11 protein-coding genes and 1 riboswitch are annotated in these 15402 nt (G+C 74.4%); of the genes, 5 read left to right on the forward strand and 6 right to left on the reverse strand.

All coding sequences use genetic code 11. The features are described 5' to 3' along the window. Positions 1-26 precede the first annotated feature (26 nt). Entirely contained in the window at positions 27-1169 is a 1143-nt protein-coding gene (locus ACFW3D_RS10235) for a cobalt-precorrin-5B (C(1))-methyltransferase (protein WP_500503438.1), read from the reverse strand. Here ACFW3D_RS10235 and ACFW3D_RS10240 point away from each other — a divergent pair. Then, positions 1149-1934 (forward strand): cobalt-precorrin-6A reductase, encoded by a 786-nt coding sequence (locus ACFW3D_RS10240; RefSeq protein ID WP_500503440.1) that lies wholly within the window; start codon positions 1149-1151, stop codon positions 1932-1934. The genes ACFW3D_RS10235 and ACFW3D_RS10240 overlap by 21 nt on opposite strands. On the opposite strand, the gene ACFW3D_RS10245 is transcribed toward ACFW3D_RS10240, so the two are convergent. Genes ACFW3D_RS10245 through cobG form a run of 3 tightly spaced genes read right to left on the reverse strand, consistent with a single transcriptional unit; the run spans position 1922 to position 5393 of the window. Continuing rightward, positions 1922-3418: a precorrin-2 C(20)-methyltransferase gene (locus ACFW3D_RS10245; protein WP_500503442.1), complete on the reverse strand. Its 1497-nt coding sequence runs from the start codon at positions 3416-3418 to the stop codon at positions 1922-1924. The genes ACFW3D_RS10240 and ACFW3D_RS10245 overlap by 13 nt on opposite strands. Beyond that, positions 3415-4047 (reverse strand): precorrin-8X methylmutase, encoded by a 633-nt coding sequence (locus ACFW3D_RS10250; RefSeq protein ID WP_500503444.1) that lies wholly within the window; start codon positions 4045-4047, stop codon positions 3415-3417. Before ACFW3D_RS10250 ends, ACFW3D_RS10245 begins: the two co-directional genes overlap by 4 nt. Continuing rightward, a complete protein-coding gene (cobG, locus tag ACFW3D_RS10255) occupies positions 4044-5393 on the reverse strand; it encodes a precorrin-3B synthase (RefSeq protein WP_500503446.1) in 1350 nt (449 codons plus the stop codon). The genes ACFW3D_RS10250 and cobG overlap by 4 nt, the downstream gene beginning before the upstream one ends. Before the next feature lie 431 nt (positions 5394-5824). Further along, positions 5825-5909: riboswitch (cobalamin riboswitch) on the forward strand. Positions 5910-5961: 52 nt separating this feature from the next. On the opposite strand from cobG, the gene cobN reads away from it, so the two are divergent. Further along, positions 5962-9573 (forward strand): cobaltochelatase subunit CobN, encoded by a 3612-nt coding sequence (gene cobN / locus ACFW3D_RS10260; protein WP_500503448.1) that lies wholly within the window; start codon positions 5962-5964, stop codon positions 9571-9573. Between the two features lie 4 nt (positions 9574-9577). Here the strand turns inward: cobN and ACFW3D_RS10265 are convergent, their stop codons facing one another. Beyond that, positions 9578-10303 carry a DUF4142 domain-containing protein gene (locus tag ACFW3D_RS10265; protein WP_500503450.1) on the reverse strand — a complete coding sequence of 242 codons (726 nt, stop codon included), beginning with the start codon at positions 10301-10303 and terminating at the stop codon, positions 9578-9580. 223 nt (positions 10304-10526) lie between these two features. On the opposite strand from ACFW3D_RS10265, the gene ACFW3D_RS10270 reads away from it, so the two are divergent. The 3 genes from ACFW3D_RS10270 to ppk2 all read left to right on the forward strand — a co-directional run bounded on the left by ACFW3D_RS10270 (position 10527) and on the right by ppk2 (position 13693). Continuing rightward, positions 10527-10991: a DUF4442 domain-containing protein gene (locus ACFW3D_RS10270; protein ID WP_500503452.1), complete on the forward strand. Its 465-nt coding sequence runs from the start codon at positions 10527-10529 to the stop codon at positions 10989-10991. 115 nt (positions 10992-11106) lie between these two features. Beyond that, on the forward strand, positions 11107-12636 hold the full coding sequence (locus tag ACFW3D_RS10275; RefSeq protein ID WP_500503454.1) for a phosphate ABC transporter substrate-binding protein: 1530 nt from the start codon (positions 11107-11109) through the stop codon (positions 12634-12636). A 160-nt stretch (positions 12637-12796) separates the two neighbouring features. Continuing rightward, complete coding sequence (ppk2, locus tag ACFW3D_RS10280) at positions 12797-13693, forward strand: polyphosphate kinase 2 (RefSeq protein ID WP_500503456.1); 897 nt, start codon at positions 12797-12799, stop codon at positions 13691-13693. A 174-nt stretch (positions 13694-13867) separates the two neighbouring features. Here ppk2 and ACFW3D_RS10285 read toward each other — a convergent pair. Beyond that, positions 13868-15402, reverse strand: a 1535-nt coding sequence (locus ACFW3D_RS10285) for an Ig-like domain repeat protein (RefSeq protein ID WP_500503458.1), incomplete at its 5' end; no start/stop codon positions are given.

Genomic DNA, 15402 nt, shown 5'->3' on the forward strand with positions numbered 1-15402 from the left:
CCGGCGACACCGCCCCACCCGCACCGTCAGCCCGCGCGGCCGACGATCGTGCCGGCGCGGTCGATGCAGATGACGTCGACCGCGACGGGCGCCTCGCGAAGGACGCCCATGGCGGTGCGCCGGGCGGCCTCGGCGACGAGGTCGCCGAGCGGGACGCCGTGGGCGAGGCAGGACTGGACGGCGTGGAGGCCCGTGTTGGCCGTGGCGACGGCCTCCGCCAGGGTCTCGTCCGCGCCGCCGCGGCGGGCCAGGTCCGCGAGGAAGGCCTTGTCGACCTGGGAGCGGGAGGAGTGCAGGTCGAGGTGGCCCGCGGCCAGCTTGGAGAGCTTGGCGAAGCCGCCCGCGATCGTGAGCCGGGGCACCGGATGGCGGCGCAGGTACTTCAGCACGGCGCCCGCGAAGTCCCCCATGTCCAGCAGCGCGTCCTCGGGCAGGCCGTGCACGGCGACGGCCACCTTCTCCGACGTCGCCCCCGTGCAGCCCGCGACGTGCGTACGGCCCGCCGCGCGCGCCACGTCCACGCCGCGCCGGATGCTGTCGATCCAGGCCGAGCAGGAGTACGGAACCACGATGCCGGTGGTGCCGAGCACCGACAGCCCGCCGAGAATGCCGAGCCTCGGGTTCCAGGTGCGGCGTGCCAACTCCTCGCCGTCGTCTATGGAGACGGTGATCTCGGCGTCGCAGGCGGCGCCGTACCGGGCGGCGACCTCCGCCAGGTGTTCGCGCATCATCGTGCGCGGGACGGGGTTGACGGCGGGCTCGCCGACCGCGAGCGGGAGCCCGGGGCGGGTGACCGTGCCGACGCCGGGTCCGGCGCGGAAGACGACCCCGCTGCCGGGGGCGCCGTGGCGCACCGCGGCCCGGACGAGCGCGCCGTGGGTGACGTCGGGGTCGTCGCCGGCGTCCTTGACGACGCCCGCCATGGCCCATCCGTCACCGCGCTCCTCCACCGCGAGGGCGAAGGCGGGCCGCTGCCCCCTGGGCAGGGTGATCGTCACCGGGTCGGGGAACTCGCCGCCCAGCAGGGCGGTGTAGGCGGCGGTGGCGGCCGCCGTCGCGCAGGCGCCCGTGGTCCAGCCGTGCCGCAGCCCGGTCCGTTCCAGCTGGGCGCTCCGGCCGCCGCTCACCGCGCACCGTAGGGTGCGGGGATGACCGGCAGACAGCGGCACGTCCTCGTCCTGGGCGGCACCACCGAGGGGCGCCGCCTCGCGGAGGCGCTGGCCGCCGACCCGGCGGCGTGGCGGGTGACCAGCTCGCTCGCGGGGCGGGTGGAACGGCCCCGGCTGCTGCCGGGGGAGGTGCGCACCGGCGGCTTCGGAGGCCCCGAGGGGCTCGCGGCGTGGCTGCGCGCGCACGCGGTCGACGCGGTCATCGACGCCACCCATCCTTTCGCCGGGACGATGTCCTTCAACGCCGCCGAGGCGGCCACGGCCACCCATGTTCCCCTGCTCGCCCTGCGCCGCCCCGGGTGGGTCGCCGGTCCCGGCGACCGCCGGCACCCGGTGGCATCGCTGGCGGAGGCGGCCCGGGTGCTGCCGGGGCTCGGGCGGCGGGTCTTCCTCACCACGGGCCGTACGGGGCTGGCGGCCTTCGCCGGGGTCACGGACCTGTGGTTCCTGGTGCGTTCGGTGGACGCCCCGGAGCCGCCGCACCCGCCGCGGATGGAGGTGCTGCTGGACCGCGGCCCGTTCACCCTGGACGGGGAGCTGGAGCTGATGCGCCGGCACCGCGTCGACGTGCTGGTCACCAAGGACAGCGGCGGTGCCGCCACCGCGCCCAAGCTCGCGGCCGCCCGTGAACTGGGCCTGCCCGTGGTGGTCGTGGAGCGTCCGCCCGTCCCCGGGGGCGTGCCCGTCGTCCCGGACGTGCCGGGCGCGCTGGAGTGGCTCCGCGCGTACGGCCCGAGCGGGCGCCCTGGGCGTCAGGCCGGATAGCGCCGGGGCGTCCACACCACCGTGGTGCCGTCGCCGCGCCGTACCGCCCTCGTCTGCGACGAGCCGACCAGCAGCACGCACCGCATGTCGACGGTCGCCGGGTCCAGGTCCTCCAGCGTGGTGACCCGTACGGCCTGCTCGGGTCCGCCGACGTCCCGCGCGACGACCACGGGCGTGCCCGGCACACGGCCCTCGCGCAGCACCTTCAGCGCGTTCTCCAACTGCGTCCTGCGGCTGTGGGAGGCCGGGTTGTAGAGGGCGAGCACGAGGTCGGCGGCCGTGGCGGCGCGCAGCCGCTCCTCGACGACCGTCCAGGGCTTGAGCCGGTCGGAGAGCGAGACGACCGCGTAGTCGTGGCCGAGGGGCGCGCCCGCGAGCGCGGCCGCCGACTGGGCGGCGGTGATGCCGGGCACGACCCGTACGCGGACGCCGAGGTAGGGCTCCGCGGAGGCGGCCTCCAGCACGGCCGTGGCCATGGCGAAGACGCCCGGGTCGCCCGAGGACACCACGGCGACCTTCCGTCCGCGCCGGGCGAGGTCGAGGGCGAACTCGGCGCGTTCGGCCTCAACGCGGTTGTCGGAGGCGTGCCGCAGCTGCCCGGGACGGACCGGGACGCGGTCCATGTAGGTGGTGTAGCCCACGAGTTCGTCGGCCCCGGCGAGGGCGGACCTCGCCTCCGGCGTCAGCCACATGGGCCCGGCCGGGCCGAGCCCGACGACCACGACCTCGCCGTCCGCCGGGGACGGGTCCGCGGCGGGCCGCTCGTCGACGCGGCTGGGCAGCACGGCGACGGCGAAGTAGGGCACGGACTCCGGGTCGACGTCGGTAAGCATCTCCTGGCGTTCGGCGTCCATCGTGGCGCGCTCGACGTAGTGCGCGTCCTCCAGCCGCCCGGCCGTCTCCAGGGCCCGGCGCACGGCGGGGAAGGTGCGGCCGAGCTTCATCACGGCCGCCGCGTCCGCCGTCGCGAGGCGCGCGGCCAGCTCCTCCTCCGGCAGGGTGCCGGGCAGGATCGTCAGCACCTCCTCACCCTCCACCAGGGGCCGCCCGATGCGGGCGGCGGCGGCGCTGACGGAGGTGACGCCGGGGACGACCTCGGCGGGGTAGCGGTCGGCGAGCCGCTTGTGCATGTGCATGTAGGAGCCGTAGAAGAGCGGGTCGCCCTCCGCGAGGACGGCGACGGTGCGCCCGGCGTCCAGGTGCGCGGCGAGCAGCTCCGCCGATTCGGCGTAGAAGTCGTCCAACGCGCCCCGGTAGCCGCCGGGGTGGTCGGTGGACTCCGTCGTGACGGGGTACATCAGCCGCTCCTCGATCTGCTCGGGGCGGATGTGCGCCGCGGCGATGGAGCGGGCGATGCTGCGGCCGTGCCGGGCGCAGTGGTAGGCGATGACGTCGGCGGAGCGGATGACCTCCACGGCCCGTACGGTCATCAGGGAGGGGTCGCCGGGGCCGAGGCCCACTCCGTAGAGACGGCCGGTGGTCATAGGATTTCGCTTTCCGTCGCAATGGCGTTGAGGGCGGCGGCCGCCAGGGCGCTGCCGCCGCGCCGGCCCCGCACCACCAGGTGTTCCAGGCCCGAGGGGTGGGCGGCCAGGGCGTCCTTGGACTCGGCGGCGCCGACGAAGCCGACGGGCACGCCGATGACCGCGGCGGGGCGCGGTGCGCCCGCCTCGATCATCTCCAGCAGCCGGAACAGGGAGGTCGGGGCGTTGCCGACGGCGACGACCGCGCCCTCCAGGCGGTCCCGCCACAGTTCCATCGCGGCGGCGCTGCGGGTAGTGCCGAGTTCGGCGGCGAGGGCCGGGACGGCGGGGTCGGAGAGGGTGCAGACCACCTCGTTGTCCGCGGGCAGTCGCCCCCGGGTGACACCGCTGGCGACCATCTGCACGTCGCACAGGATCGGCGCCCCGGCGCGCAGCGCGGCCCGCGCGTCGGCGACGACCGACGGGCTGTAGACCAGGTCCCGTACGAGGTCGGTCATGCCGCAGGCGTGGATCATGCGGACGGCGACCTGCGCCACGTCCGGCGGCAGACCGTCGAGTTCCGCCTCGGCGCGGATGATGGCAAAGGACTGACGGTAGATCTCCGGTCCGTCCTTCTCGTACTCGATCACGTCGTCCTCGGGGGTGGTGGGGTGCTGGTGCGGCGGGCGGTGTCCAGGGCGGCGGGCAGGTCCGCCGCGGCGGCGGTGGAGACGGCGCCCGCCGTGGCGAGGCGGTAGCGGCCGTCGGCGCCGGCGACGACGTCGACCCACGAGCCGTCCGGGTGGCCGCAGCGGCGTTCGCAACCGGAGAAGTGCACGGGCAGCAGGCGGTGCCCGGGCCCGGGGGCGGCGTCGCGCAGCGCGGCCCCCGCGTCGGCGCGCACGTCCGCCAGGGACTTGGCACATCCGGGCCGCCCGGCGCAGGCGGTCGCACCGCGCCACGGGGAGTCCTCGCCGGTCAGGAACCCGGCCGCGGTCAGGCGGTCCAGCGCGTCCTGCGCGGCGGCGCGCGGCAGGCCCGGCAGGACGACACCGCGCCAGGGGGTCACCCGCAGCTCCCCGGCGCCGGACCCGGCGACCTGGGCGAGGAGCCGCCACGCCCCGGTCGTGAGACGGCCCAGGCGGACGCCCACGGACAGCGCGCAGGTGGTTCCGTCGGGGTGCGGGACGAGGCCGAGCCGGGGCGGGCAGCCCGCAGTGGCATCCGAGGGCCCGGCGTCCGAGGGCCCGGCGGGCGGGACGGGCGGGGCGCCTTCGGCGCGCAGCCGCGCGGCGAGTTCGTCCCCGTCCGGGTCGATGTCGGCGATCCGCCAGGCACGGGCGCCGCGTTCGGCGGCGAGCGTGAGGAAGGTCTCGGCGGCGCGTACCGCCCAGCGTGGGGCCTCGGTGGCAGGCAGCTCGGCGACAGGCTGCCCGGCGAGGCGGAGTTCGGCGGTGGCGGCGCCGGGCCGCGCGATCAATGTCACATCGGCGCGGAGGGCGGCGGTGTCGCCGCGGCCGTCGTCGAGGGCGAAGAGGAAGCGCCCGGAGAGTCCGGCGGCGGCCGGGCTCGCGCACAGCAGGGCGTCCAACTCCCGTATCCAGCACCGCAGGTCGCCGTGGCCCCGGCCGTCGAGTCCGGCGAGCGGGGAGGCGACGAGGTTGCGGGCCCGTTCGTGGGCCCATGAGGGCAGCAGTCCGGCCTCGCCGAGCAGTGCCGCCAGCTCCGTCCCCGCGCCGGGGTCGCGGAGCCCGCGCACCTGCAGGTTCCCGCGGGAGGTGAGGTCGATGCGGCCGTCGCCGAGGCGGTCCGCGGCGGTCGCCGCGGCCTCGGCCTGACGTATCGTCAGCAAGCCGCCGGGGATGCGGATCCGGGCGAGGGCGCCGTCGTCGGCGGCGTGCAGCCGCAGTGCTCCGGGGCAGGCGTCGTCGCGTCCGCGCCCCGCCGTCGCTGCGGCGAAGGCGCCGCTCACGGGTGGATCGGAGGGCGACGGCATGGCCGCGAGCATACCCGCGGCCGTCAGCGTGCCGTCCGGACCGTGAGGCCGCGTGACGGCGCGGGCCCGTCCCGCCGACCTCCGCCGCGTCGCCTCGCCCGGTACGCGCATCCGCCCGTCGCCGCCGGTCGCCGACGCTCTCCGCCGTCTCCGTCCGCACGGCCCGGTCCGGCAAGGCCTCCCCCGCCGAATGCGGCGCCTGTTCCGGCGACCGCCAGGTCGGCAACCTCTGCCTCAGGGGTCGCCGGGCTTCAACGACGTCGTGGTGAAGGTCGTGGTGAAGAAGGCCGGCACCACCCCCACCGTCGTGCGGGCGCGCACGCGCCGACGTGTTCCGTCCCCCACACCGATCCGAAAGACGGGCCGAAACCCCTTACTATGCTGGGCGGGCAGGTCACCCAGCCGCGCCCACGCCATCGACGGCATCAGCGGAGGAAACCGGTGCGATTCCGGTGCGGTCCCGCCACTGTCACCGGGGCCGGCGCGCGAACGCCGGACCACGGGAGCCAGGAACTCCCGCCGTCCTCCACCGGCCCGGGGCGCGGACCCCGAGGAAGGCACGTCCGACGTGATCCTGCTGCTGTCGACCTCCGACACCGACCTGCTCAGCGCCCGCGCCGCGAACGCCGCCGGCGGGCTCGTCCCGTTCCGCTTCGCCAACCCCGCCCGGCTGCCGCAGGACGAGCTGCCCGGTCTCCTCGACGGCGCCGACCTGGTCGTCGTACGGCTCCTCGGCGGGCGCCGCGCCTGGGAGGAGGGCCTTGACGCGCTGCTCGCGGGGACCCGCCCGGTGGTCGTGCTCACCGGTGAACAGGCGCCGGACGCCCAGCTGATGGAGCTGTCCACCGTCCCCGTCGGCATCGCGGCCGAGGCCCACGCGTACCTCGCGCACGGCGGCCCGGCAAACCTGGACCAGTTGGCCCGCTTCCTGTCCGACACGGTGCTGCTCACCGGTCACGGCTTCGAGCCGCCCGCCTCCGCCCCTTCGTGGGGCAGGCTGGAGCGGGCCGCCACCGCGACCGGCGGCCCGCTGGTCGCCGTCCTCTACTACCGGGCCCACCACATGAGCGGCAACACCGCCTTCGTGGAGGCCCTCTGCACCGCGATCGAGCACGCCGGTGCCCGGGCCCTCCCGCTGTACGTGGCCTCGTTGCGGGCGCCCGAGCCCGAACTGCTGGACGCGCTGCGGGGCGTGGACGCCGTCGTCACCACCGTGCTGGCGGCCGGCGGCACCCGTCCGGCCGACGCCTCGGCGGGCGGCGACGAGGAGGCCTGGGACGCGGGCGCGCTCGCCTCGCTGGACGTGCCGGTGCTGCAGGCGCTCTGCCTGACCTCCTCCCGCGAGACGTGGGAGGGCAGCGACGAGGGCCTGTCCCCGATGGACGCCGCGACGCAGGTCGCCGTCCCCGAGTTCGACGGCCGGCTGATCACCGTCCCGTTCTCCTTCAAGGAGATCGACGAGGACGGCCTGCCCGTCTACGCCCCCGACGCCGAGCGCGCCGCCCGCGTCGCGGGCATCGCCGTCCGCCACGCGCGGCTGCGGCACATCCCGGTCGCGGAGCGCCGGCTGGCGCTGGTGCTCTCCGCGTACCCGACGAAGCACTCCCGCATCGGCAACGCGGTGGGCCTCGACACCCCCGCCAGCGCGGTCGCGCTGCTGCGCCGGCTGCGCGCCGAGGGCTGGGACTTCGGGCCCGGGCAGGAGATCCCGGGCCTGGTCTCCGGTGACGGCGACGAGCTGATCCGCGCGCTGATCGACGCGGGCGGCCACGACCAGGACTGGCTGACCGAGGAGCAGCTGGCGGCCAACCCGGTGCGCATCCCGGCCGCCGACTACCGCCGCTGGTTCGCCGCGCTGCCGCAGGAGCTGCGGGACGCGGTGACGGAGCACTGGGGCCCGCCGCCCGGCGCGATGTTCGTCGACACCAGCGCCAACCCCGAGGGCGACATCGTGCTGGCGGCGCTGCGCCGCGGCAACCTGCTGGTCCTCATCCAGCCGCCGCGCGGCTTCGGCGAGAACCCGATCGCGATCTACCACGACCCGGACCTGCCGCCCTCCCACCACTACCTCGCCGCCTACCGCTGGATCGCCGCCGCGCGGGCCGACGGGGGCTTCGGCGCCGACGCGATGATCCACCTGGGCAAGCACGGCAACCTGGAGTGGCTGCCCGGCAAGAACGCGGCCCTGTCCGCCGCCTGCGGCCCCGACGCCGCCCTCGGCGACCTGCCGCTGATCTACCCGTTCCTCGTCAACGACCCAGGCGAGGGCACCCAGGCCAAGCGCCGGGCCCACGCCACCCTCGTCGACCACCTGGTGCCGCCGATGGCCCGCGCCGACTCCTACGGCGACATCGCGCGCCTGGAGCAACTGCTCGACGAGCACGCCGCGATCGCCTCCATGGACCCGGCCAAGCTGCCCGCCGTCCGCGCCCAGATCTGGACGCTGATCCAGGCCGCCAAGCTCGACCACGACCTGGGCCTGGAGGACCGGCCGCACGACGCCGAGTTCGACGACTTCCTGCTGCACGTCGACGGCTGGCTCTGTGAGATCAAGGACGCCCAGATCCGCGACGGCCTGCACGTGCTGGGCCAGGCCCCCACCGGCGCCGAGCGGGTCAACCTGGTCCTGGCCATCCTGCGCGCCCGGCAGATCTGGGGCGGTACGGCCGCGCTGCCGGGCCTGCGCGAGGCCCTGGGTCTCGACGAGTCGAAGGCCACCCGGGTGTCCGCGGACGCCGCCGAGGAGCAGGCCCGCGCGCTGGTGCAGGCGATGGAGGACGCCGGCTGGGCGCCGGAGGCCGTCGCCGGGGTCGCGGAGGGTCTGTCCGAGGACGTCTCCCGTGTGCTGGACTTCGCCGCCCGGCAGGTCGTGCCGCGGCTGGCCCGTACGACGGACGAGGCCGAGGCCGTCGTACGCGCCCTGAACGGCGGGTTCGTGCCCGCGGGCCCTTCCGGTTCGCCGCTGCGCGGCCTGGTCAACGTGCTGCCGACCGGCCGCAACTTCTACTCCGTCGACCCCAAGGCCGTGCCGAGCAGGCTCGCCTGGGAGACCGGCCAGGCCCTCGCCGACTCCCTCCTCACCCGCTACCGCGAGGACAACGACGGCACCTGGCCGCAGTCGGTGGGCCTGTCGCTGTGGGGCACCAGCGCGATGCGCACCGCCGGTGACGACGTCGCCGAGGCGCTGGCGCTGCTGGGTGTGCGGCCGGTGTGGGACGACGCCTCGCGCCGTGTCACCGGCGTCGAGGCCGTCCCGGCGCAGGAGCTGGGCCGGCCGCGGGTCGACGTCACCCTGCGCATCAGCGGCTTCTTCCGGGACGCGTTCCCGCACGTCGTGGGCCTGCTGGACGACGCGGTGCGGCTGGCCGCGGGCCTCGACGAGCCGGACGGGGTCAACTTCGTGCGCGCCCACACCCGCGCCGACCTCGCCGCGCACGGCGACGAACGGCGCGCCACCACCCGCATCTTCGGCTCCCGGCCCGGGACGTACGGTGCGGGTCTGCTGCAGCTGATCGACAGCCGGGACTGGCGCAGCGACGCCGACCTCGCCGAGGTCTACACGGTCTGGGGCGGCTACGCGTACGGGCGCGGTCTCGACGGGCGGCCGGCCCGGGAGGAGATGGAGACCGCCTACCGGCGGATCGCGGTGGCCGCGAAGAACACCGACACCCGCGAGCACGACATCGCCGACTCCGACGACTACTACCAGTACCACGGCGGCATGGTCGCCACCGTCCGCGCGCTGACCGGCCGTTCCCCCGAGGCGTACATCGGCGACTCCACCCGGCCGGAGACGGTGCGCACCCGCACCCTGGCCGAGGAGACCTCCCGGGTCTTCCGCGCCCGGGTGGTCAACCCCCGCTGGATCGAGGCGATGCGGCGGCACGGCTACAAGGGCGCCTTCGAACTGGCCGCCACCGTCGACTACCTCTTCGGCTACGACGCCACGACCGGCGTCGTGGCCGACTGGATGTACGACAAGCTCGCCCGCACCTACGTACTGGACCCGGAGAACCGCGCCTTCCTCCAGGAGGCCAACCCCTGGGCCCTGCACGGCATGGCGGAGCGGCTGCTGGAGGCGGAGTCGCGCGGCATGTGGGCCGAGCCGGACCCGGAGGTCGTCGAGCAGTTGCGCCAGGCCTTCCTGGAGACGGAGGGCGACCTGGAGGGCGGCGAGTAGGGCCTCAGCCGATCGTCGGCGCCGCCGAGGCCGGCGGCGCCGCCGAGGGGTTGACCACGAGCGTCGGCTCGCCCGGGACGGGCGTCGGCGCGACCAGGTCCCTGGGGTCCGTGGTGGGACTGGCGGTGGTCTGCGCGACGATCGTCGGGAAGTCCACCAGCCCGGTCCGCTCCATGACGGTGATGTGGTCCAGCACGGTGTCGTTGGCCTGGTCGGCCAGCTGCCGCACGAGGCTGTTCATGGTGGTGGAGCGGACCTTGGCGATCGTGTTGAAGATCTGGCCGTGGGTCAGCCGCAGGATGTTGGCGAGCTTGCTGTCGAAGTCGCCGCCGGAGGCGGAGGACAGGGTGCCGAGGAAGCCCATCTGCTGCGGCGTGGGCTGGTTGGGCAGCGGGATGCCGAGTTGTGCGGCCACCGTTCGGTCGGCGCTGTCCAGCGCGGTGTGCCCGTCGATGAGGTGCCGTCCGGCGGTCTTGACCGCTTGTGTCGTGCCCTTCTGCTCCGCCATCTGCCCGGCGGGGAACTCCCACAGCCCGGCGAGCCGCACCTTGACGACGAATTCCCGGTCGAGGGGGGTCAGCGGGCCGTACGGGGTGGTCACGGCCTGCGCCTCGGGGGAGGACGCCGCGACGTCCGCCCCGGACATCGCCGGGTACACGAGCGCGGCGATCGTGCACACCAGCGCTCCGGCGACCAGGGCGGTCCCCGCCGTGAACCGGTTGGCCTTCATCGCGCCTCCTGGGTCGGGATTCGTACGCGCTTCCGGACGGTAGGGCCCGTCGCGGCGCGGCGGTACTCCTGAGCGGTTTCCCTGAGCGCGCACGGTGCTTGTTGGTACGGTGCAAACTTTCGCCTGTGCAAATGTTGGGGGTATGTCTCTCTCGCCCCGGCTCTTGGGCCGGGCGACGGTTCCCCGTAACGCGGACGTAGGCCCGGGGCGCGAGCCTGGGCGGATGGATGCCACCGCGCTGGCGCGTTCCCTGCTGGAACCGGTCCCGGCCCACCGGACCGCCGGGATCCAGGTGCTGCGGGCCGGGGACTGCGCCGCGGAGGTGGCGCTGGACACCCCGTACGGGCTGACCAACGTGATCGGCAGCCTGCACTCCAGCGGGCTGATCGCCCTCCTCGACGCGGCCGGACTGGCCGCGGTGATCGCCGCGGTCGAGGCCCCGGGGGAGTTCGACGGCGTGGTGCCGCTCGGGGCCGCGGCGACGGTCGAGTTCCTCGCCCCGGCACGCGGCCGCCTGGTGGCCTCCTGCGCGCTGGACGGGTCCGCGCGCCGCGCGCTGCGGGGCGTGCTGTGCGGGGAGCGCGACCGGGCGCGGCTGGCGACGGCCGCGGAGATCAGGGACGCGACGGGCGCCGTGGTGTCCCGCGGCGGCTTCGACTGGAGCGTCCGCCGGATGCCCCGCGCCTGACCGGGAAACGCCCGGCGAACATCTGACGGCGGGACAGGGACGGTGCCTCCGGGGCGCGTTTCCCGCCGTACGGTGACCGCACTGCAGGACGGACCGGCGGGGAGCGGGGCGAGCGGTGGGCGACTGGCTGAGCGCCGACAACGTGGTGGCGGTGCTGACCGCGCTGCTCGGTCTGGTGGTCTCCGTCGGGGTGGTCTGGTACGAGCGCCGCGTCCCGCGCCGCCGGCGCATCGGCTACCGCGTCCAGATGGACACCCCCATCGGCAGCGACGACCCCGACGGCGGGGGCGGCGGCCGCAGCGTGCGGATAGGGCTCTTCAACGACCTCCCCGACATGTCGGACGCCACGCTGGTCCTGATCCGCGTCGAGAACGACGGCGGCGAGGCCGTCACCGACGCCGACTACACCAACCGGGACCACGACCGCGCGCTCACCGTCGTCTTCGCCGGACGCACGGTGCGGGGCGTCGCCGTCACCGAGGCCGACGCGGGGCCGCTGATGGACCACTTCGCGCCCGCCGGGGACACCGGCGGCGTGCGTCACCAGGGCAACGTGATCCACCTGCCGCGGGTCCCCCTCAACCGGGGCCAGCACTTCAAGCTGCTCGTGCTCCTCACCGGCGGCCACGTCGGCGGCGGAGTCCGGATCACCGGCGGCATCCGCGACGGCGTGGTGGTCCCCAACAAGGCCATGCCGGTCGACTCCAAGCCGCCGCTGTTCAGCCGGGCCGCCCGGTGGCTCACCATCCTGCTCACCCTCTGCGTCACCGTCCTGGCCGGGATCATCGTCGTCCGCGAGGACCCGCCGCCGCCGATCGGCTGCGCCACCGGACGGCTCACCGTCACCGGCTCCACGGCCTTCGCCCCGGTCATGGACGAACTCGCCCGCCGCTACGCCGCGGACTGCCCCGACGCGCGGATCACGGTCGACGCGCACGGCAGCAACGAGGGCGTGCGCGAACTGGCCGACGCCCGGGCCCAGGACGTCGTCGCCCTCTCCGACGGCCCCAAGCCGGACGGCAACCCCCGCCTGGACGAGAACCGGGTCGCCGTCTCCGCCTTCGCGCTGGTCGTCAACGAGGACGTCCCCGTCAGGAACCTGACCGTCGAGCAGATACGCCGCATCTACAGCGGGTCCGTCGTCAACTGGAGCCAGCTCGGCGGTCCCGACCTGCCCGTCCTCCTCATCAGCCGCAACGCCGACTCCGGCACCCGCGACCTGTTCCGCCGCCACGTCCTCGGCGGCCACGGCGAGCCCGCGTTCACCTCACGCGACTGCCGCAACCGCAACTCCCCCGACGACGAGGTCATCCGCTGCGAGCTGGACAGCACCGGCCAGGTCCTGGAGACCGTCGCCCGCCTCCCCGGCGCCATCGGCTACGGCGAACTGCGCGCCGCCACCGCCTCCCCGGGCCTGCACACCCTGGCCATCAACGGCCGCACCCCCACCCCGGCCGCCATCGGCGACAGCAGCTACCCCTTCACGGAGATCGAGTACGCCTACACCTACGACCGCCCCGCCACGGGTTCGCTCGCCGCGAGCTTCCTCACCTACATGATCCGCGGCGCCGGCCAGGACGTCGTGAGGTCCCACGGCCACCTCCCCTGCTACAGCCCCGAGGGCCTCCCCCGCTGCCACCCCTGACCCGTCGCCGCGCGGCGTGGCGGGCACACGCCGGGGCACACCGGTTGTACCGGGGGACGTCACGTGGGGTTCGCCGGGGGTGGGGCGGGGCGGTGGGGGGCGGCGTTACCGTGGGGTCAGACGTACGCGCGTTCGCGCGGACCCGGAGGTGAGAGGCGACATGACGACGCTCCCGCACCCCGCGGACCTGGATCTGCTCGCCGGGATGCAGGTCGACTACACCGACCAGGACGATCCCGTGCTGATCCGGCCGGACGGCAGTCCGGTGGAGACGTGGCGCGAGAACTACCCGTACGACTTCCGCATGGAGCGCAAGGAGTACGAGTGGCACAAGCGGCTCCAGCAGATAGAGCTGCTGAAGCTGCAGAGCTGGATCAAGGAGACCGGCCGGCGGCTGGTGATCGTCTTCGAGGGGCGCGACGCGGCCGGCAAGGGCGGGACGATCAAGCGCTTCACCGAGCACCTGAACCCGCGCGGGGCGCGGGTGGTGGCGCTGGAGAAGCCGACCGAGCGCGAGCGCGGGCAGTGGTACTTCCAGCGGTACGTGGAGCACCTGCCGACCGCGGGGGAGATCGTGCTCTTCGACCGGTCCTGGTACAACCGGGCCGGCGTGGAGCGGGTCATGGGCTTCTGCACGGAGGACGAGTACCAGCGGTTCATGCGGCAGGCGCCCGGTTTCGAGCGGATGCTCGTGGACGACGGCATCGACCTGGTGAAGTTCTGGTTCTCCGTGTCGCGCGACGAGCAGCGCACCCGCTTCACCATCCGCCAGGTCGACCCGGTGCGGCAGTGGAAGCTCAGCCCGATGGACCTGGCGTCCCTGGACCGGTGGGACGACTACACCGAGGCCAAGGTCACGATGTTCCGGGAGACCGACACCGAGCAGGCGCCCTGGACGGTGGTCAAGAGCAACGACAAGAAGCGGGCCCGCGTGGAGGCGATGCGCAGCGTGCTGGGCCGCTTCGACTACGGCGACAAGGACGAGGAGGTCGTGGGCGTGCCCGACCCGAGGATCGTCGGTGCCGCCGCGAACCTGCTCGAGGCCGGCGAGGCCTGAGGCCCGAGGACGGATCGTCCTTCGACGCCCGTCCGCGCGGGTGGGGCCGCCGTCCGTATCCGGTCGTGCGCAAGGGGTGACGTCGCACGCCCGCCCGACCGCGTTCCCGCGACGCGGGCGAGGCCGCCCCGGAGGTTCCGGGGCGGCCTCGCCCGTGTGCGGCGCCGTACGGCGTCACTTGGTGAAGTACATGTACTTCCAGGGGCCGTAGGTCGTGGTGTTCACCGAGTCGCCCGAGGTGCCCTTGATGTACGAGGACCGCATGCGGGCGCGGATACCGGCCTCACCGGGGGCCCCGAGCTGCACGGCCGACTTCCCGTTGGTGGCGAGCTTGAAGTACTGGCTGCCGCCCGAGTACCACTTGCCCTGGTAGTAGACCTGCAGCTCGAACCGCTGCTTGCGGTTCTTGTAGTAGTTCATGGTCGTGGTGAACACCGGGTCGGTGTTCTTGTGGAACCAGTAGTACGTGGTCGAGCCGATCCTGCCCGTCTTGTAGTGCCGGGAGACGGACGTGGAGACCTTGACCTGGGTGCCGACCGAGCGGGACACGGACTTCGGCGCCGAGTAGAAGTCACCGCCGAACGAGGCCCAGAAGGTGGTGTTCCGGCTGAGCTTGTAGGTCACCTTCAGGTCGCCGTAGGAGTTGACCGTGCCGGTCTTCACCAGCTTCTTCGTGCCGTCCGCCGTCTTGGCGTAGATCGAGATCACGCGGCTCTTGCCGGTCTTGCCGAGGTGGGCGGTGACGGTGGCGGTCGAGCCGTAGGAGTAGGTCGAGTGGTTGGTCTTGATGCCGACCGAGGTGGCCACTCGGGAGACCGCGACGCTGTCCTTGCCGGTGGCGGCGGTGTGCGTGGCGTCGCCCGCGTAGGCGGCGGTGTAGGTGACGGTGCCGCCCGTCGTCGGGGTGTCCGTGAAGCTGAACGTGCCGTTGGACGCGACCGTCTTGGTGCCGAGCGACTTGCCCTTCGGGTAGGTGAGGTCGGTCCGGGTCACGGTGACCTTGGTACCGGTGGGGAAGGGCGCGGCGGACGTGAGCTTGCCCGTGACCGTGATCTTCGTGGCGCGCTTGGCCGACGTGGGGGCGTTCACGGTGAGCGTGGTGGCGGCCCGGGCGACGTTGACGGTGTCCTTGGCCGTGGCGGCGGCGTGGGTGGCGTCGCCGGCGTAGGTGACCGTGTAGGTGTTGTTGCCCTGGGCGGCGGGGGTGTCCTTGATCTGGAAGGTGCCGTCGGCGGCGACGGTCGCGTTGGCCAGCGGGGTGCCGGTCGTGCTGCGGCTGTCGGTCCGGGTGACGGTGACCTCGGCGCCCGCGGTGAAGGGCTCGGTCGAGCCGAGGGTGCCGGTGACCGTGACCTGGGCGCCGGGCAGGGCCGACGTGGGGGCGTTCACGGTGAGCGTGGTGGTGGCCCGGGCGACGTTGACGGTGTCCTTGGCCGTGGCGGCGGCGTGGGTGGCGTCGCCGGCGTAGGTGACCGTGTAGGTGTTGTTGCCCTGGGCGGCGGGGGTGTCCTTGATCTGGAAGGTGCCGTCTTCGGCGACGGTCGCGTTGCCGAGCGGAGTGCCCTCCGAGTCGTCGGGGTCCGTGCGGGTGACGGTGACCTCGGCGCCGGCGGCGAAGGGCTCGGTCGAGCCGAGGGTGCCGGTGACCGTGACCTCGGCGCCCGGCACGGCCGTGGCCGGGGCGCTGACCGTGAGCGTGGTCGCGGCCT

The organism is Streptomyces sp. NPDC058864, from assembly GCF_042742985.1.
Lineage (GTDB): Bacteria > Actinomycetota > Actinomycetes > Streptomycetales > Streptomycetaceae > Actinacidiphila.